The organism is Roseateles sp. (assembly GCF_039929605.1).
GTDB lineage: Bacteria > Pseudomonadota > Gammaproteobacteria > Burkholderiales > Burkholderiaceae_C > Pelomonas.
The window spans coordinates 58,689-84,820 of sequence record NZ_JBDSQX010000155.1 but is presented as its reverse complement, the minus strand read 5'-3'; the positions used below and the strand labels follow the sequence as shown (position 1 = coordinate 84,820).

General features: G+C 69.8%; 20 protein-coding genes. 16 read left to right on the top strand and 4 right to left on the bottom strand.

Annotated elements, in window-relative coordinates; translation table 11 throughout:
- Window positions 1-228: 228 nt before the first annotated feature.
- The 5 genes from ABIS05_RS21555 (at window position 229) to ABIS05_RS21535 (ending at window position 10,803) form a co-directional block, all read left to right on the top strand.
- The gene (locus tag ABIS05_RS21555; protein ID WP_348063330.1) at window positions 229-1,857 is read left to right on the top strand and encodes a FecR domain-containing protein; all 1,629 of its coding nucleotides are present in this window, start codon (window positions 229-231) and stop codon (window positions 1,855-1,857) included.
- Window positions 1,857-4,220 carry a CHASE2 domain-containing protein gene (locus tag ABIS05_RS21550; RefSeq protein WP_348014142.1) on the top strand — a complete coding sequence of 788 codons (2,364 nt, stop codon included), beginning with the start codon at window positions 1,857-1,859 and terminating at the stop codon, window positions 4,218-4,220. Before ABIS05_RS21555 ends, ABIS05_RS21550 begins: the two co-directional genes overlap by 1 nt.
- A 94-nt stretch (window positions 4,221-4,314) precedes the next feature.
- Window positions 4,315-8,055 (top strand): ATP-binding protein, encoded by a 3,741-nt coding sequence (locus ABIS05_RS21545; protein ID WP_348014141.1) that lies wholly within the window; start codon window positions 4,315-4,317, stop codon window positions 8,053-8,055.
- A 62-nt stretch (window positions 8,056-8,117) separates the two neighbouring features.
- Entirely contained in the window at window positions 8,118-8,573 is a 456-nt protein-coding gene (locus ABIS05_RS21540; RefSeq protein ID WP_348014140.1) for a (2Fe-2S)-binding protein, read from the top strand.
- A gap of 106 nt (window positions 8,574-8,679) precedes the next feature.
- Window positions 8,680-10,803 carry a molybdopterin cofactor-binding domain-containing protein gene (locus ABIS05_RS21535; protein WP_348014147.1) on the top strand — a complete coding sequence of 708 codons (2,124 nt, stop codon included), beginning with the start codon at window positions 8,680-8,682 and terminating at the stop codon, window positions 10,801-10,803.
- Between the two features lie 51 nt (window positions 10,804-10,854).
- Here ABIS05_RS21535 and ABIS05_RS21530 read toward each other — a convergent pair whose 3' ends face one another.
- Complete coding sequence (locus ABIS05_RS21530; RefSeq protein WP_348014139.1) at window positions 10,855-11,064, bottom strand: heavy-metal-associated domain-containing protein; 210 nt, start codon at window positions 11,062-11,064, stop codon at window positions 10,855-10,857.
- Window positions 11,065-11,271: 207 nt separating this feature from the next.
- Here ABIS05_RS21530 and ABIS05_RS21525 point away from each other — a divergent pair, with 207 nt between their 5' ends.
- Both ABIS05_RS21525 and ABIS05_RS21520 read left to right on the top strand, forming a co-directional pair.
- Window positions 11,272-11,826 carry an NADPH-dependent FMN reductase gene (locus ABIS05_RS21525; protein WP_348014138.1) on the top strand — a complete coding sequence of 185 codons (555 nt, stop codon included), beginning with the start codon at window positions 11,272-11,274 and terminating at the stop codon, window positions 11,824-11,826.
- Window positions 11,823-12,728 (top strand): pirin family protein, encoded by a 906-nt coding sequence (locus ABIS05_RS21520; protein WP_348014137.1) that lies wholly within the window; start codon window positions 11,823-11,825, stop codon window positions 12,726-12,728. Before ABIS05_RS21525 ends, ABIS05_RS21520 begins: the two co-directional genes overlap by 4 nt.
- A gap of 2 nt (window positions 12,729-12,730) precedes the next feature.
- On the opposite strand, the gene ABIS05_RS21515 is transcribed toward ABIS05_RS21520, so the two are convergent.
- Window positions 12,731-13,495, bottom strand: coding sequence for a hypothetical protein (locus ABIS05_RS21515; RefSeq protein WP_348014136.1), 765 nt, complete (start codon window positions 13,493-13,495; stop codon window positions 12,731-12,733).
- A 26-nt stretch (window positions 13,496-13,521) separates the two neighbouring features.
- Window positions 13,522-14,529: an ATP-binding protein gene (locus ABIS05_RS21510; protein ID WP_348063329.1), complete on the bottom strand. Its 1,008-nt coding sequence runs from the start codon at window positions 14,527-14,529 to the stop codon at window positions 13,522-13,524.
- A 168-nt stretch (window positions 14,530-14,697) separates the two neighbouring features.
- Here ABIS05_RS21510 and fba point away from each other — a divergent pair, with 168 nt between their 5' ends.
- The 9 genes from fba (at window position 14,698) to ABIS05_RS21465 (ending at window position 25,111) form a co-directional block, all read left to right on the top strand.
- A complete protein-coding gene (gene fba / locus ABIS05_RS21505; RefSeq protein ID WP_348014134.1) occupies window positions 14,698-15,762 on the top strand; it encodes a class II fructose-bisphosphate aldolase in 1,065 nt (354 codons plus the stop codon).
- Window positions 15,763-15,804: 42 nt separating this feature from the next.
- Window positions 15,805-16,932, top strand: coding sequence for a hypothetical protein (locus ABIS05_RS21500; RefSeq protein WP_348014133.1), 1,128 nt, complete (start codon window positions 15,805-15,807; stop codon window positions 16,930-16,932).
- Between the two features lie 14 nt (window positions 16,933-16,946).
- Window positions 16,947-17,072, top strand: coding sequence for a hypothetical protein (locus ABIS05_RS21495; protein ID WP_348063327.1), 126 nt, complete (start codon window positions 16,947-16,949; stop codon window positions 17,070-17,072).
- Between the two features lie 10 nt (window positions 17,073-17,082).
- Complete coding sequence (locus ABIS05_RS21490) at window positions 17,083-17,508, top strand: gamma-glutamylcyclotransferase family protein (RefSeq protein WP_348014131.1); 426 nt, start codon at window positions 17,083-17,085, stop codon at window positions 17,506-17,508.
- An 84-nt stretch (window positions 17,509-17,592) separates the two neighbouring features.
- Complete coding sequence (locus tag ABIS05_RS21485; RefSeq protein ID WP_348014130.1) at window positions 17,593-20,730, top strand: PAS domain S-box protein; 3,138 nt, start codon at window positions 17,593-17,595, stop codon at window positions 20,728-20,730.
- A gap of 179 nt (window positions 20,731-20,909) precedes the next feature.
- Window positions 20,910-21,281, top strand: coding sequence for a response regulator (locus ABIS05_RS21480; RefSeq protein ID WP_348014129.1), 372 nt, complete (start codon window positions 20,910-20,912; stop codon window positions 21,279-21,281).
- Window positions 21,282-21,328: 47 nt separating this feature from the next.
- Window positions 21,329-22,225: a phosphoribosylaminoimidazolesuccinocarboxamide synthase gene (locus ABIS05_RS21475; protein WP_348014128.1), complete on the top strand. Its 897-nt coding sequence runs from the start codon at window positions 21,329-21,331 to the stop codon at window positions 22,223-22,225.
- Window positions 22,222-23,343: a hypothetical protein gene (locus ABIS05_RS21470; RefSeq protein WP_348014127.1), complete on the top strand. Its 1,122-nt coding sequence runs from the start codon at window positions 22,222-22,224 to the stop codon at window positions 23,341-23,343. Before ABIS05_RS21475 ends, ABIS05_RS21470 begins: the two co-directional genes overlap by 4 nt.
- Window positions 23,344-23,416: 73 nt before the next feature.
- Window positions 23,417-25,111, top strand: coding sequence for a serine/threonine-protein kinase (locus tag ABIS05_RS21465; protein WP_348014126.1), 1,695 nt, complete (start codon window positions 23,417-23,419; stop codon window positions 25,109-25,111).
- A 51-nt stretch (window positions 25,112-25,162) separates the two neighbouring features.
- On the opposite strand, the gene ABIS05_RS21460 is transcribed toward ABIS05_RS21465, so the two are convergent.
- A complete protein-coding gene (locus ABIS05_RS21460; protein WP_348014125.1) occupies window positions 25,163-26,113 on the bottom strand; it encodes a tetratricopeptide repeat protein in 951 nt (316 codons plus the stop codon).
- Window positions 26,114-26,132: the final 19 nt, after the last annotated feature.

Here is a 26,132-nt window from a genome sequence, read left to right as displayed (position 1 = left end):
GCGTTGCCAGAAATCATCGGTCACCACCCACGACTCAACTCTCTTGCGTGTCGCCATGCCTTAACCCAACCACCGCGTGAATGGCGGTTCGGGACGAGAGTTTACTATTTACGGATAACCTCTAAGTTGGGAAACGTGACCATCGGTCCTCCTCAAAACGCCTGCGCGGCATTCTCGGGTATGGCTACCATCAGCCCTTGCAGGGGACGGGAGGCTCATATGCAAAGCTTGAAAGTCTTGCTGGCCGTTGGCCTGCTGGTATTGAGTGGCGGGCTCAGCGCGCAGACGCAGGCCGCCGACACCGACTGGCGCTATGTCATCCAGCCGCGTGACACGCTGATCACGCTGACCGACGCCTGGCTCGCGCCGCCCAAGACCTGGCGCGATCTGCAAAAGCTCAACCGCGTGCCCGACCCGTTGCGGCTCAAGCCCGGCGCCACGCTGCGCATGCCCGTGGCCTGGCTGCGGCGCGAGGCCAGCGTGGCCGAGGCCGTGTTCGTGCGCGGCGACGTGCAGCGCCAGCGCGGCGCGGCAAATGAAGCGCTCGCGACCGGCGCCACGCTGCAGAGCGGCGACCGCATCCGCACCGGCGCCCAGGCCAGCGCGTCCTTGCGCTTTGCCGACGGCTCGCGCCTGCTGATCCCGCCCGAGAGTGAGATCACGCTGGAGCAGCTCCTCGTGCTCGGCCGTGGCGCCATTCCCGCCGTGCGCCTGGGTCTCGCCAAGGGCGGCGCGGACAGCCGCGTCACGCCCAACGCCCAGCGCGTGCCGCTGTACGAAGTGCGCACGCCTCATGTGAACCTGGGCGTGCGCGGCACCGAGTTCCGCGTGCAGACGGATGGCGGCGCCAGCCGCATGCAGGTCATCTCAGGCGCCGTGCATGCCGACGGCCTCGGTCCCGACGTGCCGGTCGGCCAGGGCCTGCTGGTGGAAAGCTCGGCGCGCGCGGTCGCACCGCTGCTGCCGGCCCCCGACCTCAGCACGCTGCCCCACAGCGCCGAGCGCCTGCCGCTGCGCCTCATCTGGGTCGCGTCGCCCGCTGGCGCCGTGGCCTGGCGCGCCCAGCTCTTCGCCAAGGGCGAGTTCGACCGCCTGCTGCTCGACGCCCGCGTGACCGAACCCGTGGTGGCCTGGCCGCAAGCGCGCGAGCTGGTCGATGGCGACTACACGTTGCGACTGCGCGGCATCGACGCACGCGGCCAGGAGAGCGCCGCCGCCGCCGCCGAGGTGCAGCTGCAAGCCCGCCCCGAGCCGCCCTTTATCCAGGCGCCAGCGGCCGGCGCCGTCAGCTACAACGGCGCCATGGGGCTCGCCTGGACGCGCAATACCTCCGCGCCCGACGTGCGCCTGCAGATCGCGCGCGACGCCGAGTTCAAGGACCTGGCCTTGCAACCGCCGCCCATAGCCGCCGCCAACTACGAGGCCAGATTGCCTGAGTTGGGAGGTTATGGCGCCTACCACTGGCGCATCGCCGCTGTCGAAGCCGGCGGCCGCGCCGGGCCCTTCAGCGACCCGCAGACGTTCGAGATCCAGCCCCCGCCGCCCGCGCCGCCTCCGGTCGAACCCGACCTCAGCGGCGACCAGCTCAAGCTGCGCTGGCGGGTCGACCCGAGCGTCACGCGCTACGAGCTGGAGTGGGCGAAGACAGAGGCCTTCGACGGCGCCGACCTGCAACGCATCGCCACCGACACGCCCGAGGTGGCGATGCCCAAGCCGTCGGCGGGCAAATACTTCCTGCGTGCCCGCGCCTTCAACGCCGCCGGCGCCGCCAGCCCCTGGAGCCAGACGCAGATGATCGAGGTGCCCTACCCGCGCTGGCTCTGGTTGCTGCCGCTGCTGCTCATTCCCCTCCTTTGATGCGCTGGCCCTGGCTCGCTCTGCCCGGCGCGCTTGCGCTTTGGGCCCTGCTCAGCTTGGCCGGCGTCCAGCCGCGCGTCGACCGGGCGCTGGGCGACCTGCTCGTGCGGGCAGCCGCGCCCGCGCCGGCCATGCCGCACAGCGTCGTCGTCGACATCGACGACGCCTCGCTGCGTGCGCTGCGCGGACAGTTGGGCGAATGGCCCTATTCGCGCGACGTCTACGCGCTGATGCTGGGCTACCTGCGCCAGGCCGGCGCCCGCCTCGTCGTCATCGACATCGTCTTTGCCGGCCCGCGCGAGGGCGATGCGCGCTTTGCCCAGGCCCTGGCCGGGGCGCCACCCGTCGTGCTGGCGGCGGCGGGCCTGATGCCTGGCCAGCGTGCCGCCGCCGAGCTGGCGCCCACGTCGCCCGCCGAGGAGGCGGCGCTGCAGCGTGTGGGCGCCGCGCCGGCCGGCATCCCCTGGGCCGGGCTCACGGCACCGGCCGACACCTTGCTGGACGCGCTGACCGTGCGCGGCAGCCTGGGGGTCATTTCAGTCGCTCTGGACGACGACGGGCTGCTGCGCCGCCTGCCATTGCTGCACCAGGTGCAGGGCCGCGCGCTGCCCAGCTTGGCCCTGGCCGCGCGGCTGCGGGCCGATGGCGCGGCCGGCTGGCGCATCGAGGGCGGCGAGCTGATCGCCGGCGGGCGCCGCTGGCCGGTCGACGAGCAGGCCCGCCTGCGCCTGCGCCTGCCGCTGAACGGCGGCGATCTGCCGCGCCTGAGCTGGCAGCGGTTGATGCGCGCGGCGCTCGGCGAGGTGGACGACGCCGAGCTGGCCACGCAGCTCGCCGGCCGCAGCGTTTTTGTCGGCAGCAGCGCCTTCTTTGCCGACGAGGTCATGGTGGCCGAGGGGCGCCTCAGCGGCACCGTCCTGAACGCGGCCCTCTTCGAGGCTCTGGGCGCCGAGCCCGCACCGCTGCTGCGCGAGCGTGGTGCCGCCGTCTGGGCGCTGAACGCTGTGCTGCTGGCCCTGGGTACGTTGCCGCTGCTGCTGCGCCACCAGGCCTGGGCGGCGGGGGGCGCCATGCTGGCCATCGTCACCGCTGCCTGGGTCGGCGTGCTGAACGGCCTGCTGCCGTCGGCCGCGCCGGCCCTGTACCTGCTGGCCCTGGCCCTGCTGCTGACCGCCATCGAACACGAACGCCAGGCCCAAGCGCGCGAACGCGAGCTGACGCGCGAGCGCGAGCTGGCCGAGGCGCGCAGCCGCGCCAAGACCGAGCTGCTGGCCCACGTCAGCCACGAGATGCGCACGCCGATGAACGCGGTGCTGGGTTTCTCCGACATCCTGGCCCGCTCACCGCTGAGCCCTCAGCAGGCGCATTACGTCGAGGTGCTGGGCCACGCCGGCCGCCAGGCGTTCGCCCTCATCAACGACCTGCTCGACAACGCCCGCATCGAGAGCGGCCGGCTGGAGCTGCGCAGCCACCCCTTCAATCTCGTCGACCTCGTCGACCTGCAGCTTGAACTGCTGTGTGAGCGGGCGCTGCGCCAGGGCCTGTGGCTGCGCGTGTTCGCGCGCACCGAGGCCACCGGCTGGGTGCGGGGCGACGAGCAGCGCGTCGCGCAGATCGTCACCAACCTCGTCGGCAACGCCATCAAGTTCACCAAGGCCGGTGGCGTGACGGTGGAGCTGGCGCGCAGCGCGGCGGGTCTCATCGTCATCAGCGTGCAGGACACCGGCATCGGCATCGCGCCGGAGCGGCTGGAGCGCATCTTCCAGCCCTTCGCACAGGCCGACGCGTCCATCCTGCGCGAGTTCGGCGGCACGGGCCTCGGCCTGTCCATCACACGCAGCCTGGCGCGGTTGATGGGCGGCGACGTCAGCGTGCAGAGCCGCCCCGGCGAGGGCAGCCGCTTCGAGGTCAGCCTGGAGCTGCCCGACACCGCGGCGCCGCATCTCGACGTGGCCGACCACCGCGCCGAGCGCGTTGTGCCGAGCCACTCGCTGGCGCTGCTGCTGGCGGAGGACAACGACGTCAATGTGCTCGTCATCGAGGGCATGCTCGCGCCGCTGGGCCACCGCATCACCCGTGCGCGGGACGGCGAGCAGGCGCTGGCCGCGCTACGCCAGGGCCATTTCGATCTCGTGCTGATGGACATGCTGATGCCCGTCGTCGACGGCCTGTCGGCCACGCGCCAGTGGCGGGCCATCGAGGCCGCCGAGGGCCTGGCGCGCACGCCCATCGTCGCGCTGACGGCCAATGCCTTCGACACCGACGTGCAGCAGTCCCTCGCCGCCGGCTGCGACGCCCACCTCACCAAGCCGATCAGCCTGGCCGCGCTGCTGCAGGCGCTGGCCAAATACGCCAGGAACTGAGGCGCCTCGCCCGGTCAGTTTCATGGGCTGCCACCTACAGCCGCAGGGTCGAGGCCACGGTATGGTGAAGAGCCCCCACAGCCGCCTCCGCACCATGAGCGAACCCGCGACCGCGCCGCGAGATTCCGACACCGCCTTTCTGGCGGGCGGCGGGGAGCTGGGCCGGCTCATGCGCAGCCATGACTGGGCCGCCACGCCGCTGGGCCCGCCGGCCCACTGGCCGCGCAGCCTCAAGACCGTCGTGCGCATCATGCTCACCTCGCGCCAGCCGATCTGGATCGGCTGGGGGCCGCAGCTGAGCTACCTCTACAACGACCCCTACAAATCCATCATCGGCGGCAAGCACCCGTGGGCACTGGGCTTGCCGACGGCCACCGTGTGGCGCGAGATCTGGCCCGAGATCGGCCCCATGCTGCAGAGCGCCTTGGCGGGCGACGGCACCTTCGTCGAGAGCCAGCTGCTCGTCATGGAGCGCAATGGCTACCCGGAGGAGACGTACTACACCTTCTCGTACAGCCCCATCCCCGGCGACGACGGCTTGCCGGCCGGCATCATCTGCGCCAACTCCGACGAGACCCAGCGCGTCATCGGCGAGCGCCAGCTCGCCCTGCTGCGCGACCTGGCCATGCGCGCCGCCGATGCGCGCACCGTCGACGAGGCGGTGCAACGCTGCGCGCAGGCGCTGCAGACCGACCGCCGCGACCTGCCCTTTGCGCTGGTGCTGCTGCGCAGCCCCGGCGCGCCGGCCTTCACGCTAGCCGCTGCCGCCGGTGAGCCCTGGCCCTGGCTGGAGGCGGCGCGGGCGCTGGATTTCCGCGCGGCGCCGTGGCACGCGGACGAGGTGCTGGCCTCTCAACGGCCCCACGTCGTGCAGACCTTGCCGGCCGGCATCGCCTGGCCCTGTGGAGACTGGCAGGAGGCGCCGCGCCAGGCCATGCTGCTACCCATCCGTTCGTCGGGCGATGCCGGCCGGGAGGGCGTGCTCGTCGTCGGCCTCAGCCCCTACCGCCTGCCCGAAGGCGGCTACAGCGACTTCCTTCAACTGGTGGCCCGGCAGCTCAGCGCGGCCATCGGCCATGCCGAGGCCTATGAGCTGCAGCGCCACAAGGCCGACGAGCTGGCGCGGCTGGACCGCGCCAAGACGCAATTCTTCTCCAACATCAGCCACGAGTTCCGCACGCCGCTGACGCTGATGCTCGGGCCGCTGCACGACACGCTCACCGAGGGCGGCCTGTCGCATGCGCAGCAGCAGCGGCTGATGATGGTGGAGCGCAACGCGCGGCGCCTGTCCAAGCTCGTTAACGCGCTGCTGGAGTTCTCGCGCATCGAGGCCGGCCGCGTCACGTCCACCTTCCGGCCCACTGACCTGGCCGCGCTGACGGGCGAGCTGGCCAGCACCTTCCGCTCGGCGATGGAGAAGGCCGGCCTGGTGTTCCGCGTCGCCTGCCCGACGCTGCCGGCGCCGGTCTATGTCGACCGCGACCACTGGGAACGCATCGTGCTGAACCTGCTGTCCAACGCGCTGAAGTACACGCTGCAGGGCGGCGTCTCGGTGCAGGTGACGGCCGAGGAGGGCATGGCCGTCGTGGCCATCGAGGACAGCGGCATCGGCGTGGCCGAGCACGAGGTGCCGCGCCTGTTCGAGCGCTTTCACCGCATCGAGGGCGCGCTGGCCCGCACCCACGAGGGCAGTGGCATCGGCCTGGCGCTGGTGCAGGAGCTGATGCGCCTGCAACACGGCGACATCGCCGTGGACAGCCACCTCGGCCGTGGCACGCGCTTCACGTTGCGCCTGCCGTTCGGCCATGCTCATCTGCCGGCCGAGCAGGTCAGCCACGAGCGGGGCGGTGCGCCCGATGCCGGCCTTGCGCCGAGCTATGTGCAGGAGGCGCTGCGCTGGCTGCCCGGTGAGGCGGCGCGGGAGCATGCCGGCGAAGCGGGCAGGGGCCAGGCCAAGATCGGCGAGCGCTACCGCGCCACGCTGGGTGCACGCATCGTCATCGCCGACGACAACGCCGACATGCGGCAATACCTGCGCGGCCTGCTGGCGCCGTACTTCCGCGTCGAGGAGGCCGCCGACGGCGAACAGGCGCTGGCGGCGGTGCGCCGCGAGCTGCCGGCGCTGCTGCTGTCCGACGTCATGATGCCGGGGCTCGATGGCTTCGAGCTGCTGGCCGCGTTGCGCGCCGATGCGGCCACGCGGGCCCTGCCCATCGTGCTGCTGTCGGCCCGCGCCGGCGAGGAGGCGCAGATTGAGGGCCTGGGTGCCGGGGCCGACGACTATCTCGTCAAGCCCTTCACGGCCCGCGAGCTGCTGGCGCGCGTGACGGCCCTCATCGAGCTGGACCGCCAGCGCCGCGCCGGCGAGCAGCAGCTGCGCCTCTTCCTCGCCAACGCGCGCATGTTCAGCTGGGACATCGACCTCGGCAGCCAGAAGCTGACGCTGTCCGACAACGCGGGCGACGTGCTCGGCGCCGCCCCGGCCGACGTCGACGCCGGCTTCGCCCTCGTCCATGCCGACGACCGCGGCCTGCTGCGTGCCGCCGTCGACACCGCCGTCAGCAGCCGCAGCGGCTTCACGCAGGAGCTGCGCGTGCTGCGGCCCGATAACGGCGAGCTGCGCTGGATCGAGGCGCGCGCGCAGACGCTGTGCAACGAGGCGGGGGAGGCCGTCGGCTTGTCGGGCATCTCCTTCGACATGACCGAACGCAAGCGCATGGAGGAGGCGCTGCGCGAGTCCGACCGCCGCAAGGACGAGTTCCTCGCCATGCTGGCCCACGAGCTGCGCAACCCGCTGGCGCCCATCCGCAACTCCGCCGAGCTGATGCTGCGAACCCTGCCCGCCGAGACACCGGCGCGCCGCGCGGTGGAGATCATCAACCGCCAGGTGCAGCAGATGACGCGCATGGTGGACGACCTGCTCGACGTGTCGCGCATCACGCATGGCCGCATCGAGCTCGAATGCCGGCCGGTCGACCTGGCCGCCGTGATCGCATCGGCCGTAGAGGCCGGCGCGCCGGCCATGCAGGAGCGCCGACACCGGCTGACGGTGGCGGTGCCGGCGCCGCTGCCGGGGCTGGCCGTGCTGGGGGATGCCGCGCGCCTGGAGCAATGCGTCGTCAACCTGCTGGCCAACGCCGCCAAGTACACCGACCCGGGCGGCGACATCCGCGTCGATCTGCGGCGCGAAGGCGACACGGCGATCATCCGTGTGCAGGACAGCGGCGCCGGCATCGCGCCCGACGTGCTGGCCGGCGTCTTCGATCTCTTTGTGCAGAGCGCTCGCACGCTGGACCGAGCCCAGGGAGGCCTGGGCATTGGCCTGTCGGTGGTGCGGCGCCTGGTGGAGATGCATGGCGGCCATGTCAGCGCCAGCAGCCCGGGGGTGGGCGGCGGCGCCAGCTTCGAGATCCGCCTGCCGCTGACGACGCTCGCGGCACCGGCCGCAGCGCTCGCGCCTGCGGCCGGCCCGCCGCCACGCCGGGTGCTGCTCATCGACGACAACGAAGACGCCGCCGAGTCCATGGCATGGATGCTGCGCGCCGACGGCCACGAGGTGCAGATCGGCTTCAGCGCTGAAGACGCGCTGACCCTGGCCGTCGCCTGGCGGCCCGACGTCGTGCTGCTGGACATCGGCCTGCCGCGCATGGACGGCTACGAGGTGGCCCGCCGCCTGCGCGCCGACCCGGCAGCCGCACCCATGCGCCTGGTCGCGCTGACGGGCTACGGCCGGCAGGAGGACCTGCAGCGCTCGGCCCAGGCAGGCTTTGACGGACACCTCGTCAAGCCGGTCGGCATGGAGGCGCTGGCGCGGGAAATTCAGGGGAATGCCTGACTTCTGTGCGGGGATGCTGCTTGTGGCTAGAGTCGCCGCGTTCCACACCCGAAGGCCCCCCGATGATCAATCTGACCGTGAATGGTCGCGCCGTCTCGCTCGACGCCGACCCCGACATGCCCTTGCTCTGGGCGGTGCGAGAGGAATTGCAGCTCACCGGCGCCAAGTTCGGCTGCGGCGCGGCGCAATGCGGCGCCTGCACCATGCATGTGGCGGGTGCGCCGGTGCGGTCCTGCATGACGCCGATCTCGTCCGTGCAAGGCGCGGTGACGACCATCGAGGGCATGGCCACTGACAAGGTCGGCCAGGCGGTGCAGGCCGCCTGGGTCGCGCATGACGTGGCCCAGTGCGGCTACTGTCAGAGCGGACAGGTGATGAGCGCCGTGGCCCTGCTGAAGGGCAACAAGAAGCCCAGCGACGCGCAGATCGACGAAGCGATGGCCGGCAATATCTGCCGTTGTGGCACCTACACCCGCATCCGCGCCGCGATCCACGCGGCTGCGGGTCAACTCGCTTGAAGGGGCTGACGTGCTGAACCCAAGACGCATCGATCAAGTCCTGACTGGCGGGTTGTCCCGCCGCGCCTTCGTCACCACCACCGTCGGCGGCGCCGTCGGCCTGGCCATGCTGCCGAGTTTGAGCGGTGCGCAGGCACCCAAGCCCGGCACTAAGCCGACCGAGCAGCCGCTCGCCTTCATCACCATCGCCCAGGACGGCACCACCACCATCCTGTGCAACCGCATGGACATGGGCCAGGGCGTGGAGACCGGCCTGGCCATGATCTGCGCCGAGGAGCTCGACGCCGACTGGAGCAAGGTGCGCACCGGCTTTGGCGACCAGAAGGCCGCCTACGTGGACCCGCTGTTCGGCATGCACCTGACCGGCGGCTCCAACTCGGTGAAGAACAGCTACCAGCAGTACCGCGAGCTGGGTGCACGCACCAAGGCCATGCTGGTGGGCGCTGCGGCCGAGAGCTGGGGCGTGCCGGCGGTGTCGCTGAAGGCCGAAAACGGTGTCATTTCAGGCGGGGGAAAAAGCGCCGGCTACGGCGAGTTCTTCGACGCGGCGATGAAGCAGGCCGTGCCCGAGGCCGTCACGCTGAAGGACCCGAAAACCTTCAAGTTCATCGGCAGGCCCACCGGCCTCGTCGTCAGCCAGGCCAAGAGCACCGGCGCCCAGGCCTATGGCATGGACGTTCAACTGCCCGGCATGGCGGTTGCTGTCATCCAGCGCCCGCCGGTGTTCAACGGCAAGGTCGCCAAGCTCGACTCGACCGAGGCACTCAAGGTCAAGGGCGTCAAGGCCGTGCTGCCGGTGACGCTGGACCGCGGTGGCCAGGGCGTGGCCGTCGTCGCCAACGGCTACTGGGCCGCCAAGAAGGGCCGCGACGCGCTCAAGGTCGATTGGGACCTGAGCGGCGTTGCCAAGCCCGACACGGCGGCGCTGACCGAGCAATACCTGGCCCTGGCCAAGACGCCCGGTACACCGGCGCCCAAGCCCGAGTTCCAGGCGGATGTGAGCGCCTGGAGCAAAGCGCCGAAGAAGATCACGGCCGACTTCGTCTTCCCCTACCTGAACCACGCCCAGATGGAGCCGTTGGCCTGCACGGTGGACCTGAAGGCCGACCGCTGCGACGTCTATTTCGCGTCGCAGATGCCAGGCCTTGACGCGATGGCGCTGGCCAAGACCGTCGGCCTGAAGCCGGAGCAGGTGCAGATCAACGTGCAGATGGCCGGCGGCGGCTTTGGCCGGCGCGCGACGCCCGCGAGCGAGTACCCGCGCGAGGCGGCGGCCGTGGCCGTGGCGCTGGCGCAGGCCGGCAAGCCCATGCCGGTCAAGGTGATCTGGAGCCGCGAGGACGACGTCAAGGCCGGCTACTACCGGCCCATGACCGTGCACCGCGCCGAGATCGGCTTCGACGCGAGCGGCAAGATCAGCGGTTGGCAGCACCGCATCGTCAGCCAGAGCATCCTGAAGGGTTCGCCGCTGGAGGGTTTCGGCTACCAGAAGGGTGTGGACGGCACGACGACCGAGGGCATGCGCGAGCCCTACGAGATCCCGATGAACCTGAGCGTGCACCACCCCGACGTCAACGTGCCAGTGCTGTGGTGGCGCTCGGTGGGCTCCACGCACACGGCCTATGTGATGGAGACGCTGGTCGACGAGATCGCCTTCGCCACCAAGCAGGACCCCGTGGCCTACCGCCTCAAGCTGATGGCGGGCAACGCCAAGGCCGAGCGCCATCGCCTGGCACTGCAGGCAGCGGTGGACAAGAGCGGCTACGGCAAGCGCAAGCTGAAAGCCGGCCAGGCCTGGGGCGTGGCGGTGCACGAGAGCTTCGAGTCGGTCGTCGCCTACGTCGTCGTCGCCCACCTGAAGGGCAAGGGCAAGGACCGCCTGGCCGTGCTGGACGAGGTGCATGCCGGCGTGCACTGCAACCTGTGCATCAACCCGCGTTCCGTGGAAACGCAGGTGCAGGGCGCCGCCATCATGGCCCTGGCCACGACGATGCCCACGCACCGCATCACGCTCAAGGACGGCGTGGTCGAGCAGAACAACTTCTACGACATGGCCATGCCGCGCATCACGGATGCGCCCAAGGTGATGACCGTCAGCGTCGTGCCCAGCAACGATCCGCCCAAGGGCATGGGCGAGCCGGGCGTGCCGCCGCTGGCGCCGGCACTCGCCAACGCCGTGGCGCGGCTGACCGGCCAACGCCAGCGCGAACTGCCGTTCCGCTTCACCTGACGACGTTTGCGGGCCTGAGAAAGGCGGGCCGTCGGGCCCGCCTTTCGTTGTTCATGAGGAACCAGATTCCGCAGTGGGTGGATATCCGGCCTCGGCCAGCGCGGCGGCGAGCGCGTCGCGAGGCAGCGCGCTGTCGACCTGGGCGGTCTTTGCTTGGAGGTCGATGTCGACGTGGGCCTGGGCGTCGGCCGCCTTGAGCGCGTCGGTGATGGCGGCAACGCAGTGGCCGCAGCTCATGTCAGGCAGGTTGAACCGGTGCATCGTGGGGTTGCTGCTTCAGATCAAGTGGGTGGCCATCCTAGTCCGGCCGATCCGGCAACGTCGTTGGTATCCCGCTCGCCGCTTTTGGCCTGCTGAGCCCGGTGGTTGCCGGCGCGGCGATGGCGCTGTCCAGCTCTCGGTCGTTGGCAATGCGCTGCTGCTGACGCGCTGGCATCATGGCCCCATCGCCCCCCGAAAGCCCTCGCCATGAAGATCATTGCCCTCAGCGGCGCGCTGCGCCGCGCCTCCTACAACACGGCCCTGCTGCGCGCGGCCATCGCACTGGCGCCCGAGGGCGTCACCATCGAGCTGCGCACGCTGCACGGCATCCCGCTTTACGACGGCGATGTCGAGGCCGAGGGCATCCCCGAGGCAGTGACGACGCTGCGCGAGGAGATCCGCGCCGCCGACGCGCTGCTCATCTCCACGCCCGAGTACAACAACGCCATCCCCGGCGTGCTGAAGAACGGGCTGGACTGGCTGTCGCGCCCGAGCGGCGAGGGTGCCAAGCTCTTCGGCGGCAAGCCCACCGGGCTGATGGGCGCCACGCCCGGCGGTTTCGGCACCGTGCAGTCGCAGGACGCCATGCTGTCGGTCTTCCGCACCTTTGGCAGCGACTTCTGGATGGGCGGGCGGGTGATGGTGTCGCATGCCGGCCAGGTGTTCGATGCTGACGGCAAGCTCGTCGACGACAAGGTTCGCGAGCAACTGCAGCAGTTCGTGAACGGCTTCGTGGCCTTCGTGAAAGCGAGGTCGGCATGAACGTCGAGCGCATCACCGGCCATGTCGGCGACGTCGGTGGCCTGCCCATTCAGCGCGCGCTGCCGAACAAGGCGCGGCGCGTCATCGGCGCCTGGTGTTTTGCCGATCACGCCGGCCCCGCCACATTGCCCACCGAGAAGCGCATGAACGTCGGCCCGCATCCCCACACGGGGCTGTCGACCTTCAGCTGGATGATCGAAGGCGAGATCCTGCACCGCGACAGCCTCGGTTCCGAGCAGGTGCTGCGCGCGGGCCAAGTCAACCTGATGACGGCGGGCCATGGCATCTCGCACAGCGAGGAGTCGCTGTCCGACCGCATCCATCTGGCGCAGCTGTGGATCGCGTTGCCGGACGCCGAGCGGGAGCGGGAACCGAGCTTCCGGCACTTCCCCGACCTGCCGCGTGTTGCGCTGGACGAAGGCTGGGACGGGACGGTGCTCATCGGTGAACTCGCCGGCCAGCGTTCGCCGGTGCCCAGCTTCACGCCGCTGCTCGGCGTCGATCTCGCCGCCGCCGGCCCGGCCTGCGCGACGCTGGCGCTGGACGCGCGCTTCGAGCATGGCGTGATGCTGCTGGAGGGCGAGGTCGATGTCAGCCCGGCCGGCCACGACGCGGTCGAAGCGGTCGCGCCGGGCACGCTGCTCTACATCGGCGTGGGCTGCGAGGCCGTCGAGCTACGCTGTGCGGCGGCGTCGCGCCTACTGCTGCTCGGTGGCGAACCCTGGGCCGAGCCGCCCCTGCTGTGGTGGAACTTCGTCGGCCGCGAGCCGGCGGAGATGCAGGTCTGGGCGGCGGACTGGACGCGGGAGGACGGCGGGCGGTTCGGTGCGGTGCAGGGCTATGTTGGCCCGCGCATCCCGGTTCCGCCGGTGCCGAACGTCAGCGCGGTCAGGCGGCCCTGACCTCACCAGGCAACCGTGCAGCAATAGCCGTCCCAGAAGGGCGCCGGGTCGGCGAGCAAGTTGTAGCGCTTGCCGTCGTAGTGGTAGACATATTGCTGTCGGCGTGGCGCGGAGTCGAACTTGGCCGGTGCATTGCCGTTGCGGGTCAGGGTTTCAGTGATGACGAGATCGTTCCAGCCTTGAGCCGTCGGCGGGCCGGTCGGGCCGACGGCCAGTGTCATGGTGGCATTCTTCCAAACCGCGCCGGTGGACTGGACACTCAGGCTGCCCACTTCGACCGTTTGGGCGCTCATCGTGCGGCCGAACACCGGCCTGAGCTGGCGGCCTTCGGGCACGAACAACAACAACTCATCGCCCCACGAGGACTCGGCGCCTGAAGGTTGCCGGGCAGCGCTACGAAAACGTAGGCCAAGCGCGCGGGTTCCTGGCTTGACCTGGTAGCGCGCCGTGTCCAGCGAGAGGCTGAGATCGCCCACGGCTGCGGTGGCGTCCTCCTCCAGTTCCGTCCTGCGGCTGTGAAGTGGACGCGAGGTCTTGCTATCCAGCAATGCCAGCACGATGACCCAGCGTCGCTGCCGTCCGCTCTTCCCGTCCCGCTGGAAGGCCATCACCGCAGCAGTCTGTTTGCCGCCGGCTGGTGGCCAAGCCTTGCAATCGCTCGCCACGACGATACCTTCGATCTCGGCTTTGCCATCGAGTTGGCGCAGAGCGTTTTCGATGTCGCCGCCGCATTTACCTCCGCCTTGGGCGCCGGCCAGCGCAGGCAAGAGAGCCAGCAGGATTGACCCGCGCTTCACCCCGCCCTCGCGCTCTTGACCAACGCCTCGATCCGCGCCGTCACATTCACCGCCACCAGCTCCACCTGCGGATTCGCCTTGGCGAACACGCGAAACAACTCGTCCGTGAAGCCATGGCCCACGTCGATCACGCCGTCGAAGTCGATCTCCGCGCGCTTGAAGGTTGCCAGTCTTGAGCCCACGCGGCGCGCAGCCGCGCGGGAGTCCAGCGCCTGGCCTTCGCTCACCAAGAGGCGCAGCTGCACGCGGGTCTGGTCGAACTCGATGCCGTCGCCGGCCTGGCTCCAGGCGGCCATGACGCCGTCCAGCGTGCGCGTCGTGTTCAGCGCGATGGCCATGTAGATGCTGCTGCCCTGGCGCGGCAGCGCGCGGCCCTTTTTCCAGCCGCTGCTTTCCCAGGCGCGCCGCTGGTAGGCGGTGTTGTTGGCGTGGATGTCGAAGACGTCGGCCAACTGGCTGCTGAAGAACAGGCCGCGGCCGGTGTGGGCGTCGGGCGCGCTGGTGAGCCGGCCCTTGCTCAGCTCCAGCATGGCGTGCTGCGTGTCTTCGAGCTGGAAGGCGGTGCAGATCTTGTCGAACACGCCGATGCCGTCGTCGCTGACCAACAGCTGCACATGCGTGGGCGTCTGGCGCAGCGATACGGTGACGCTGCTGCCGCCGGAGTGGTCGGCCGCGTTGTTGAGCAGCTCGGTAAAGCCGTGCTGCACCATGCGTTCCACGTGCTTGGGCAGCGCGAAATGCGGCGCGTAGTCACGCTGCCAGGGCAGGTCTTCCTGCAGGCCATGGAGTGTGTAGCTGCGCGCCACCTGGCGCAGCGCGCCGGGCGCGAACACGGGGCGGCGGGAGGTGCCCGAGCGGGCCAGCCACCCAGCCTCCACCAGGCGATTCAGCGCGGCAAGCGTTGCGCGGCGGCTGGCACCGGTGCGCTCCTCGACGTGAGTGGCCAGATCGTGCGAATGCTCGCTGGCGGCGGCCGTGATCCAGTTGGTGAGGTGGTCAAACACCAGTCTTGTCATGAGCGCGCATTGTGCTGATTACTCTCATCCATGGGGGTGGGGCATGCCCGACAGCCCGGCACTGTCCATAGAATCCCCAACGAGTTACGAAGCGGTTACGGCCTAGGGTGCGTACCGCAGTCGGCCCAGATTTCTCAACTTCACCGGGAATTTCCCATGCCTCTCGTTTCCATGCGCCAGTTGCTGGACCACGCCGCCGAACGCGGCTACGGCATCCCAGCCTTCAACGTCAACAACCTGGAGCAGGTGCAGGCCATCATGGCCGCGGCCGACGAGGTCGGCGCACCCGTCATCCTGCAGGCCAGTGCAGGCGCCCGCAAGTACGCGGGTGAGCCCTTCATCAAGCACCTGATCCAGGCCGCCTGCGAGGCCTACCCGCACATCCCGCTGGTCATGCACCAGGATCACGGCACCAGCCCCAAGATCTGTGCCGGCGCCATCGACCTGGGCTTTGGCTCCGTGATGATGGACGGCTCGCTGCTGGAAGACGGCAAGACGCCGGCCTCGTTTGAATACAACACGGAAGTGACCCGCAAGGTCGTCGAGATGGCGCACCTGGTCGGCGTCACCGTCGAAGGCGAACTGGGCTGCCTGGGCAATCTGGAAACCGGTGAAGCCGGCGAGGAAGACGGCGTCGGCGCTGAAGGCAAGCTGGACCATTCCCAGATGCTGACCGACCCCGAGGAGGCCGCCACCTTCGTCAAGGCCACGCAGCTCGACGCGCTGGCCATCGCCATCGGCACCAGCCACGGCGCCTACAAGTTCAGCCGCAAGCCCACGGGCGACATCCTGGCCATCGGCCGCGTGAAGGAGATTCACGCGCGCATCCCCAATACGCACCTCGTCATGCACGGCTCGTCCAGCGTGCCGCAGGACCTGCTGGCCATCATCAACCAGTACGGCGGCAAGATGAAGGAGACCTTCGGCGTGCCCATCGAGGAGATCCAGGAAGCCATCAAGCACGGCGTGCGCAAGATCAACATCGACACCGACATCCGCCTGGCGATGACGGGCGCGGTGCGCAAGTTCCTGCACGAGAACCCCGACAAGTTCGACGCCCGTGAATGGCTCAAGCCGGCCCGCGAAGCCGCCAAGGTCATCGCCAAGCAGCGCTACATGGAGTTCGGCTGCGAAGGCCAGGCCGGCAAGATCAAGAGCCGCACGCCGGTCGACATCGCCGCCGCCTACGCGCGCGGCGAGCTGGCGCAGCAGGTGCGCTAACGCCAGCACCTGTCGGGCCGGGTGGCTCTACCATCCGGCCCCATGAAAACGCAAGTCATCCCGTTATTGGCGCCCGCCGCCGACACCGCGCTGGACCCGCACCAGAAGAAATTCAACCGCCTGCTGGCGCAGATCGAAACCGCCAAGAAAACCCTTGCGCGCTGGGACACCGAGGCGGGCCTCTTCGGCACTGCCCACGCCCAGCTGGTGCAGCCGCTGCACGGTGACATCAGCCGGCTGCGCCTGCGCCTGGTGCGCCAGCTTGATGCCCTGGTGATGCAGACCAAAGGCTGGACGGCCACCGAGCGCGAGTTGCTCACCCGCCTGCTGGTGGCGAATGCCTTTGAGCTGAGCGAGCACGAGGCCCTCACCGATGCCGAGCGCGACGAATGTTGCGCGCTGCACGACCGCCATGCCGATATCAGCATCGACGCGGCGAACCGCGAGGCCGCGCAGGAGTTCAAGGCGCTGTTCGAGCAGGCCACCGGGCTGGATCTGGGCGACGAGCCGGCCGGGTCGCCCGAAGAGCTGGCGGCCCGCGCCCGGGCCCGCATGGCCGAGAGCGCCCAGGCCCAGGCCCAGGCCGCCGCGCCGCAGCCGCCGCGCAAGCTCGGCAAGGCGGCCCTGGCCCGCGCCGAGCGCGAGAAGGCCGACGCCGACGCCGTCCGCCAATCGGTGCGCGAGGTCTTTCGCAAGCTCGCCGCAGCCCTCCATCCCGACCGCGCCAGCGACGACGCCGACCGAGACATCCGCACCGAGCGCATGCAGCGCGTCAACCAGGCCTACGCAGCCGACGACCTGCTCGCCCTGCTCGCCCTGCAACTGGAGATCGAGCAGATCAGCGGCGCCGACCTCGCCCGTGTCACCAGCCAGCGCGCGCGCCAGCTCAACGGCCTGCTGGCCGAGCAACTCCAAGAGTTGAAGCAGACGTTGCAGGCCCGCCAGGAGGCCTTCGCCCATGGCTTCGAGCTCGATCCCTTCGAGCCCCTGAGCCCCTCGCGGCTGGGCCTGCTGCTGCGCAGCCTCCAGGGCGGTGCGCAGGCCGATGTCCACGAGCTGCAGCGCGACCTGCGCCAGCTCGGCGGCGACCGCGCGGGCGTCAAGGCATGGATCAAGGCTGTGCGGCGCGATCAGGCGGCCATGGACGACATGTTCGAGTTTCCATTTTGACGTTGCGAGCCACCTTGGCGAACGTGGCGAACCCGGTGCCCATTGGCGCGCAGTTCGACAGCCGCAAGGCCGTGACCATCGGCGAGCCTGAGGTTGGCGCCTGCGCGGCGGCAGTGGTGCCCAACTCGCCACCGCTCTGAGGCCAGTTTTATGCCCAACCACTGCTTCACCTACGGCTCGCTGATGTGGGCCGACATCATGGCCCGCGTCTGCGGGCATGAGCTGGCGTGCGAGCCCGCGCGGCTGCACGGCCACCGCCGCCACCCGGTGCAGGGCGAGGACTACCCCGGTCTGTGCCCGGTCGACGGCGGCGTCGTGGACGGGCGGCTCTACCGTGGCCTGGACCCCGTGATGTGGACCCGACTCGATGCCTTCGAGGGCGCCGACTACGAGCGCGTGCAGGTGCCCGTGGCGCTGGCGGACGGGCGCACCGAGACGGCCTGGGTCTACCGCTTCCGTGCCGAGCAGGCGGCCCGGCTGCTGCCCGGCGACTGGGACGTGCAGGCCTTCGAGCGCGAAGGCCGGGAGCGCTTTCTGGCGAGGTACGTGGGCTTCTCGCAGCCGCCGGTGCGCTGACCCGCGTAACGGTCACAAGAACGTTAGCGAAGTGCACAATCGTCCGACAGGGCGCTCGAAGTCAGGGCCCCACGGGGGACAAAGATGGATGCGCTCACCGGCCTGGCGGCCCGCTCGGGTTTCCTGCCTCACGGCTACTGTTTCCAGTGGTCGCCCGGCTTGTTGTGGACCATGGTGGGCGCCGATCTCGCGATCGCGCTGGCCTATTTCTCCATCCCCCTGCTGATACTCGCCTATGCGCGCCAGCGGCCGCAGCTGAACTTCGGCGGCCTGGCCGTGTTGTTCGGCAGCTTCATCCTGGCCTGCGGCGCCACCCACGTGCTCGACGTGTGGACGATCTGGCGGCCCGACTACGGCGTGCAAGCCGCCGGCAAGGTGGTGACGGCCATCGCGTCGGTACTGACCGCCTGTGTCGCCTGGCGCCTGCTGCCCCGCTTGCTGGCCATCCCGTCGATGCATGAGTTCAGCGAGGCGCTGAGCAAGCTGCATGCGGAGGCCGGCCGCCGTCACGATGCCGAAGATGACCTGCTCGAGGCCGAGCAGAGCCTGGCCGCCACGCTGGCCAGCATCGACGCCGGCTTCATCACCACCGATGGCGAGGGGCGCGTGACCCGCATGAACGCGGTGGCCGAGCAGCTGACGGGTTGGCCGGCCGCCGAGGCGCTGGGGCGCGAGGTGTGGGAGGTGTTTGAGCGCGTCGACCAGCCGGGTGCAATGCGCACGCGCAACCCGGTGGACGTGGTGGCCGAGCGTGAACGCGACGGCCTGCGGCGCCAGCAGGTCACCTGCGTCGCCCGCGACGGGCGCCGCACGCCGGTCGAGTTGCATGCCGGGCTGACCCGCCATGCCGACGGCCGCGCACGCGGCGTCAGCATCGTGTTCCGCGACATCGGCGCGCTGACCCAGGCCGAGGCCGAAGTCAGGCGGCTGGCGGCGGTCGTCGAGTCGTCGGCGGACGCGATCATCGTCAAGTCCCCCGACGGGCGCATCACCAACTGGAACGCGGCAGCGGAGCGGATGTTCGGCTACAGCGCGGCCGAGGCCGTCGGCCAGTCCGTGCTGATGCTGGTGCCGCCCGAGCGCGAGGCCGAGGAGCAGCACATCCTGTCCGAACTGGCCCAGGGGCGGCAGGTGCCGCCTTTCCGGACGGTGCGGCTCACCAAGGACGGCCGTCGCGTCGACATCTCGGCACAGGTGTCGCCGTTACGGGACGCTGCCGGCCAGCTTATCGGCGGCGTCAAGTCGGCACGGGACCTGACGCACCAGCGCCAGATCGAGGTGGCCCTGCGGCAAAGCGAGGCGCGGCTGCGCTTCGCGCTGGAGTCCGCCGCTTTGGGCGACTGGGAGCTCGAACTTGATGGCGGCCAGGTGCACCGCTCGCGCCGCTTCGATCAATGTTTCGGCCTGGATGCTGCCGCGCCGGCCGACTGGGGTTGCGAGCAGATGCTTGAGGTGGTGCAGGCAGAAGACCGGCGCGAGGTGGGCGCCGCGTTGAGCGCGCTGCGCGACCACAGCACGCCCTGGCATGCCGAGTTCCGAGTCGTCTGGCCCGATGCCAGCCTGCACTGGCTGCGCATGGACGCGCGGGTGGCACGCGACGACAACGGGCCGGCGCGCGTCGTGGGCATCGTTGCGGAGGTCACGGCGATGCGCACGGCCGAGCAGGCGCGTCAGCAGACGATCTGGCTGGAAGCCGAGAACCGCCGCGTGCAGGAGTCGAACCGGCTCAAGAGTCAGTTCCTGGCCAATATGTCTCACGAACTGCGCACACCGCTCAACGCCGTCATCGGCTTCTCGGAACTGCTCGCGGCAGGCGTTATCCCGGTCGATTCGCCACGCTACCCGGCGGCACTGCAGCACATCTCCAACAGCGGCCGCCACCTGCTGCAGATGATCAACGACGTGCTCGACCTGTCCAAGATCGAAGCCGGCAAGCTGACGTTCCGGCCCGAGACGCTGGACCTGTCGGTGCTGGTGGACGAGCTGATGGCCACGGTGGCGCTGCTGGCCGAGCAGCGCGGGTTGACGCTGGTGTCCAGCATTGCGCCCGAACTGCACCATGTGCATGTGGACGCTGCGCGTCTCAAGCAGGTGCTGCTGAACTACCTGTCCAACGCGATCAAGTTCACCGAACCCGGCGGTCGCATCGAGGTGCGCGCCACGGGCGAGGGCCAGCAACGCTGGCGGGTCGAGGTGCAGGACAGCGGCATCGGCATCCAGGCGGGCGACCTTGCGCGGCTCTTCGTGGAGTTTCAGCAACTCGATGACGGGCTGGCCAAGCGCCACCAGGGCACCGGCCTGGGCCTGTCGCTGACGCGTCGCCTCGTCGAGGCGCAGGGCGGGCGGGTCGGCGTCTACAGCGAGCCCGGCGAGGGCAGCTGCTTTTACGCGGTGCTGCCGCGCCATGCCGTGCCGCTCGATGCTGAGGGCGAGGGCGAGGGCGAGCCGGTCGCTGACGACGCGCGCCTGCTGGTCGCCTTGCATGCCCACCCCTGGCGCGACCACCTCGCGCGTGAGCTGACCCATGCCGGCTTCGATACCGACACCGCCGCCAGTGCCGCCCAGGTCGTGCAGCTGACGCGGGTGCGCCATTACAGCGGCCTGGCGCTGGATCTGGCGCTGCCGGATTCGCCTGGGCTGTCCATGCTGGCCGACGTGCGTGCGGCGGGTGCCTCGCGCGACTCCCCCGTCAAGGCCCTGGGCTTTGGCGCCGACACGTCTGCGGAGGTGGCCTTCCTGGTGGCCGACGTGCTGACCAAACCGCTGGACCGCGCCGAGCTGGAGCGCGTGCTCGCGCCGCTGCGGCCGGCGGGCGGTGGGCGTTTCACGGTCCTGGTTGTCGACGACGAGGCTTCGGCGCGTGACCTGATGTGCGAGTCCCTGGCTCAGGTGGGTGTGGATGCCGTCGCGATGGACGGCGGGCCGGCTGCGCTGGACTGGCTGGCCAGCCACGCCGCGTCGGCGGTCGTGCTGGACCTGATGATGCCCGGCATGGATGGCTTCCAGGTCTTGCACCGGCTGCGCGGCAACTCGCTGCTGGCCGGGCTGCCCGTGGTGATCTGGACCGCGATGACGCTGACACCGGAGGAACTGGCGCGGCTCGCTGCATCCGCCCAGGTGATTGCTGGCAAGGGTGATGCCGGCTCGCTGGGTCAGGTGCGGGACGCCCTGCTGCACTGGGCGCGTGAACAAGCCCGGGTGGTGCCCGCCCGTGAAGCCTGAAATAAAGCCCCTCGTCCAAGGCGTACCTTGGCCGGTCCCCCGAGGGGACGGCGATGCTTGCGGCGTCGAGCCGCAAGCACATCGCCAACGCGGGCCGGCTTGGGAGCGGCCCGGCGCTCGGCCCGAATACCCGTTTTTCATGCATCGCGGGCGCCGCGAATGCGGAATGGATGACTGAGATGGACGCTCTGTGCATCCTGGTCGTGGACGACCACGAGGTCAATCTGCTGCTGGCCGAATGCGTGCTGGAAGCCGACGGCATGGAGGTGCTGCGCGCGGGAGATGCCGAATCGGCGCGTGTGGCTTTGCGGGCGCGACAGCCCGATCTCATCCTGCTAGATATCCAGTTGCCCGGCGTGGACGGCCTCAGCCTCGCGCGCGAGTTCAAGGCCGACGCCCGGCTGGCCGGCGTGCCCGTCATCGCCTTCACCGCGCACGCCATGCGGGGCGACGAGGCGCGCTTTTGTGCCGCCGGTTTCGACGGCTATCTGGCCAAGCCCATCGAGGTGACGCGCTTCGCGCGGCAGGTGCGGGACTTCGTCGCCTCCTAAAATCCGCCGCTTTCCGCCCCGGCTGCGCTCGCCGCAGCACTTTCACCATGCCTCAAGCCCTGCTCCAGTCCTCCCTCACGTCGCTGCCTTTGCTCGGTCGCGGCAAGGTGCGCGAGAACTACGCCGTCGGCGAGGACCGCATCCTGATGGTCGCCAGCGACCGGCTCTCTGCCTTCGACGTCATCATGGGCGAGCCCATCCCTGGCAAGGGGGCGCTGCTGACCCGCATGGCTTTGTTCTGGTTCGACAAGCTGCAGGGCATCGTGCCGAACCACCTGACCGGCGAGGACCCGCTGTCGGTCGTCACGGCGGCGGAGCGTGAGCAGGTCGAAGGCCGCTCGATGCTGGTCAAGCGCCTCAGCCCGCTGCCCATCGAAGCCGTCGTGCGCGGCTATCTGGCCGGCAGCGGCTGGGCCGAGTACCAGCACAGCGGCAGCGTCTGCGGCGTGGCTTTGCCGGCCGGCCTGCGTAACGCCGACAAGCTGCCCGCGCCGATCTTCACGCCCGCCACCAAGGCCGAGATGGGCGACCATGACGAAAACATTTCCTTCGAGCAGGCCGCAGCCCTCATCGGCAGCGATCTCGCCACCCGCCTGCGCGACATCTCCATCCAGCTCTACCAGCGCGCCGCAGACTTCGCGCTGACCCAGGGCATCATCATTGCCGACACCAAGTTCGAGTTCGGCCTGGATGCCGACGGTACGTTGACGCTGATGGACGAAGTGCTGACGCCTGACTCCTCGCGCTACTGGCCGGTCGAGAGCTACGCACCGGGCAGCAACCCACCGAGCTACGACAAGCAGTTCGTACGCGACTGGCTGGAGCAGGCTACCGTTGACGGCCTGCCCTGGGGCAAGACCGCGCCGGCGCCGGCGCTGCCGCCTGAAGTTGTCGCCAGGACAGCGCAGAAGTACGAAGAAGCCTTGCAGCGTCTGACGGCATGAACGTCCAGCTGCGCAGCCGGTTGGCACAAAGGCTGGACGGCGAAATCGCCGCGACGGCCGCCATGCCGGCGCGCTGCGCCGTGCTGCAAGTTCAGCGCGCCATCCTGTGGCTACGCCACGGCCGCGAAGCCGAGGCCCGCGCGGAGCTGAACCGGCTGCAGGCCAGCGCCCTTGCCAACCCGCGCATCGAGCTGGCTGCTTGGTTGCATTTGGCGGAAGGGTTGGTGGCGTATTTTGGCGCATTTGGCGGCGGTGCCTGCGAGCGTGTGCGTCGTGCCCGGGTGATGGCTAACGCTGTAGGTCTTAACACCCTGCAGACCCTCTGCGATGCCTGGCTTGCGCAGATGGCCTTTGTCGACCGAGACATCGACCAGCTTGTCGGTCACGCTACCGCTGTGCTGGCCGCGCATGCCGATCCCGCCGCATCATGTCGTGTTGCATCCGCGCTTGGCATGGCCTGGGACCTGTCGGAAAATCAGGCCGCAGCAGCGCATTGGTATGCCTGGGGCCGTCGCGGTGCCACAACCGAGGGTGACGATGCCAGCCTTGCTGCCCTGCTCTACAACCAGATGCAGATGCGTGCCCTACGCATCCGCCATGCGGCCCTAGCCGGAGCGCCTGGCGAGGCGCCGGCCGTAATGCTAGGTGTCGATTCCATCGGAAACTTTGACGGCGCCGTTGGTGGCTCCGCGCGAGCCGACCTGACGCCGCTGCTGCGCGCCCAATTGCTCACGATGCGGGGCGACTTTGCCGCCGCGGCCCGCCTGCTCGAAGCCCACCTGCCCACTGCCATGTCAAGCGGCCTCGCCCGGGTCGGCTACAGCCTCCTGGCAGATCTCGCCTGGTGCTGGGCCAACACCGGCGAGCCCCTGCGTGCCCGTGCGCTGGCTGACCAGGCCGCCGTGGAGGTGCTGGCCGAGGACGCCGCCTACTGTGACCTCGACGAGTGTGCCGTGCTGCACGCCCGCCTCGCCCAGGTGTACGCCAAGCTGGGTGAAGAGGCGCTGGCCGCCCGCGAAGCGGAGGCGGCAACGGTATCCTGGGTGCAAGATGCCGCCCAGCGGCGCCACTGGGCCGAGCGGCTGACGGCGGCTGGTCTGGGCACTCCGCCACGGTGAACGCGCTAGAAGCCACCGTAAGCCCGGGTTTTCGGGCTGTTGCCCAGCCAAGGCTGCGGTACTCTCGCGCGCCATGACCGCCGCTCCCGACGACGACGCCGACCACGCCCTGCTGGCCTTGCCCAAGGGCACCCGCTTTGGCGAGCTTGAAATCCTTGGCACCCTGGGCGTCGGCGGTTTCGGCATCGTCTACCTCGCGCGCGACCATTCGCTGGAACGCGAGGTCGCGATCAAGGAGTACATGCCCAGCCAGTTCGCGCAGCGCGACGGGCGCTCGCAGGTGTCGGTACGCTCCTTGTCCATGCGCGACACCTTCGAGCTGGGTCGCCGCAGCTTCGTCAACGAGGCGCGCCTGCTGGCCCGCTTCGACCACCCCTCGTTGCTCAAGGTCTACCGTTTCTGGGAGGCCAACGGCACCGCCTACATGGCCATGCCGCGCCTTGTTGGCCAGAACCTCCGCGAGGCCCGTCGCGCGCTGGCCACACCGCCGACGGAGGCCTGGGCGCGGCGCGTCTTCGACGCCGTGCTGGGCGGCCTGGAGGCGCTGCACGCCCAGAACGTCTGGCACCGCGATGTCGCACCCGACAACATCTTTTTGCCCGCCGACGGCAGCACGCCCATCCTGCTGGACTTCGGCGCCGCCCGCCAGGCCATCGGCGACCGTACGCAGGTCTTCACGGCCATCCTCAAGCCCAGCTTTGCGCCCATCGAGCAATACGCCGAGGCTGCCAGCCTGAAGCAGGGTCCCTGGACCGATTTCTACGCGCTGGCCGCCGTCATGCATGACCTGTTGACCGGCCGCCCGCCGCCTCCCTGCACCGCGCGTGCCATGGGCGACGAGCTGGCGCCGCTCGCCGTCGACGGCTACTCGCCGGCCTTCCTCGCCGCGATGGACTGGGGCCTGCGTGTGCCACCGCACCAGCGCCCGCAAAACGTGGCCGCCTGGCGCGAAGTCATCGCGGGCCGCGCGAGTGTGCCCCCGGCCCAGGCCGCTCCTGCGCGTCCGGCGCGGGCAGCGCCACCACCCCCGCCGGCCGAGCCCGCTGAAGCGCTCGACATTGAGTTCGTCGACACCGTGCAGGCCTTGCCCGAGGAGATGCTGCACACGACCCTCGTGCCGGCCCTTGCGCCTGTCTCTGCTGCTGCCCGTGGCCGGCCCAAACCGCTGGTGCTTGTCGCTGCTGGCGTGCTGGCCCTCGTGCTGCTGGGCCTCTTTGTGGCGCAACTGCGCGACAACGTGGCCAAGCACGCACCGCCGCCGGTGTCGATGGTTGCCTCGGCCGCCCCGTCTGCGTCGGCGCCTGCCGTGCCCGCATCTGCTGCCGCGGCACCCGCAAGCGCGCCGGTGGTGGTCGAAGCTGCCTCGGCCCCGGTGCCAGCGGCATCGGCCCTGCTGCCTAAAGCCGTGCCCCCGACCACGCGCCCGGTGCCAGCCGCAGCCTCCGCGCCTGCCCTGACGCGCCGCGACGGCGGCGCCCTCAAGCCCATCGTCACCGAGAAGGCCGGCGACTTCCGCCCCATGCCGCGCAGCCCCGTGTTCGCCGCTCCCGAGCCGGCGGCCTCGGCAACCGCCACGCCCGCACAGGTCACGCCTTCCCCAGCCGCCGTCGCGCCAGAACCCCGCACGCCCGGCGAAGCCTGCGGTCGCCGCATACTGCTGGCCCGCGCCTGGTGTATCGATCGGCAGTGCGAGAAATCGCAGTTCCGCAACGATGCCGAGTGCGTGAAGCTGCGGGAGCTGCGGAACAGCCAGGGTGGCGTGCCTTAAGCGACGATGGGCGTTGGGTCAGTCGCATCCGACCCAACGCCCGATAGGCTCCTAGAACAACGCCATCGACAACTTGCGCCGGTACTGGTCGATCAACGGGTCGCTCTGCACGACGGTCGCCTTGCCGGTGAGTTCCAGCGCGCCGCCCTTGGCCTCGGCGGCTGGCTTGGGCGCCGGCTTGGCGAGCAGTTCCAGGATGGCGACGTAGGTCTTGCGCGCAGCCTCGCCGTTCCAGGCCTTGTCGCGCATGATGATTTCCAGCAGTTCGTCCATCGCCTCGGCGAAGCGCTGCCCTGCCAGATGGCTTTGGGCCAGCGCAAAGCGGGATTCGAAGTCGCGCTTGTTGGCGACGATGGCGGCTTGCAGCGCGGCCGGGTCCGCCGAGGCTGCGGCCTCGCAGGCGGTCAGCCAACTGGCCAGCGCGGCAAGGCGCGGCGAGGGCACCAGCGTGTCGGCCGCCTTGGCGGCGACAGGCGCGAAGGCCTCGCGGGCTTCGGCCACGAGACCCAGCTCCAGCAGTGCCTTCACGTAGTCGAAGCGAGCCGTGTCGTTGGATGGGTCGGCCTCGACGGCATGGGCGAGCTTCGTCAAAGCCGCTTCGAGGTCCCCCTCGGCCATCAGGTCGTCAGCGCTGCCAACGTCCTCCTCGGCTGCCAGTTCCTCGCCGGGCGGCACATGCTTGTCCAGGAACTCGCGGATCTGGGCCTCGGGAATGGCGCCGACGAAGCCGTCCACCGGCTGCCCGCCCACGAACATCACGCAAAAGGGAATGGAGCGCACGCCGAACATCTCGCTGAGCTGCGTGGCGATCTCGGGCACCTCGTCGCTGTTCAGCTTGGCCAACGCGAAGCGGCCGGCGTAGGCCGTCTCCAGCTTCTCCAGGATGGGGCCGAGCGTGCGGCAGGGGCCGCACCAGGGCGCCCAGATGTCCAGCAGCACGGGCTGGGTCTGGGAGGCATTGATGAGTTCGGCTTGGAAGTTCTGGAGATTGATGTCGATCATGGCGGACAGGAGATTGGGC

What these genes read in the sequence shown, in the direction of transcription:
- ABIS05_RS21550 (WP_348014142.1), top strand. Translation starts at nt 1,857, where the DNA reads ATGCGCTGGCCCTGGCTCGCTCTGCCCGGCGCGCTTGCGCTTTGGGCC.
- ABIS05_RS21545 (WP_348014141.1), top strand. Translation starts at nt 4,315, where the DNA reads ATGAGCGAACCCGCGACCGCGCCGCGAGATTCCGACACCGCCTTTCTG.
- ABIS05_RS21540 (WP_348014140.1), top strand. Translation starts at nt 8,118, where the DNA reads ATGATCAATCTGACCGTGAATGGTCGCGCCGTCTCGCTCGACGCCGAC.
- ABIS05_RS21535 (WP_348014147.1), top strand. Translation starts at nt 8,680, where the DNA reads ATGCTGCCGAGTTTGAGCGGTGCGCAGGCACCCAAGCCCGGCACTAAG.
- ABIS05_RS21530 (WP_348014139.1), bottom strand. Translation starts at nt 11,064, where the DNA reads ATGCACCGGTTCAACCTGCCTGACATGAGCTGCGGCCACTGCGTTGCC.
- ABIS05_RS21525 (WP_348014138.1), top strand. Translation starts at nt 11,272, where the DNA reads ATGAAGATCATTGCCCTCAGCGGCGCGCTGCGCCGCGCCTCCTACAAC.
- ABIS05_RS21520 (WP_348014137.1), top strand. Translation starts at nt 11,823, where the DNA reads ATGAACGTCGAGCGCATCACCGGCCATGTCGGCGACGTCGGTGGCCTG.
- fba (WP_348014134.1), top strand. Translation starts at nt 14,698, where the DNA reads ATGCCTCTCGTTTCCATGCGCCAGTTGCTGGACCACGCCGCCGAACGC.
- ABIS05_RS21500 (WP_348014133.1), top strand. Translation starts at nt 15,805, where the DNA reads ATGAAAACGCAAGTCATCCCGTTATTGGCGCCCGCCGCCGACACCGCG.
- ABIS05_RS21490 (WP_348014131.1), top strand. Translation starts at nt 17,083, where the DNA reads ATGCCCAACCACTGCTTCACCTACGGCTCGCTGATGTGGGCCGACATC.
- ABIS05_RS21485 (WP_348014130.1), top strand. Translation starts at nt 17,593, where the DNA reads ATGGATGCGCTCACCGGCCTGGCGGCCCGCTCGGGTTTCCTGCCTCAC.
- ABIS05_RS21480 (WP_348014129.1), top strand. Translation starts at nt 20,910, where the DNA reads ATGGACGCTCTGTGCATCCTGGTCGTGGACGACCACGAGGTCAATCTG.
- ABIS05_RS21475 (WP_348014128.1), top strand. Translation starts at nt 21,329, where the DNA reads ATGCCTCAAGCCCTGCTCCAGTCCTCCCTCACGTCGCTGCCTTTGCTC.
- ABIS05_RS21470 (WP_348014127.1), top strand. Translation starts at nt 22,222, where the DNA reads ATGAACGTCCAGCTGCGCAGCCGGTTGGCACAAAGGCTGGACGGCGAA.
- ABIS05_RS21465 (WP_348014126.1), top strand. Translation starts at nt 23,417, where the DNA reads ATGACCGCCGCTCCCGACGACGACGCCGACCACGCCCTGCTGGCCTTG.
- ABIS05_RS21460 (WP_348014125.1), bottom strand. Translation starts at nt 26,113, where the DNA reads ATGATCGACATCAATCTCCAGAACTTCCAAGCCGAACTCATCAATGCC.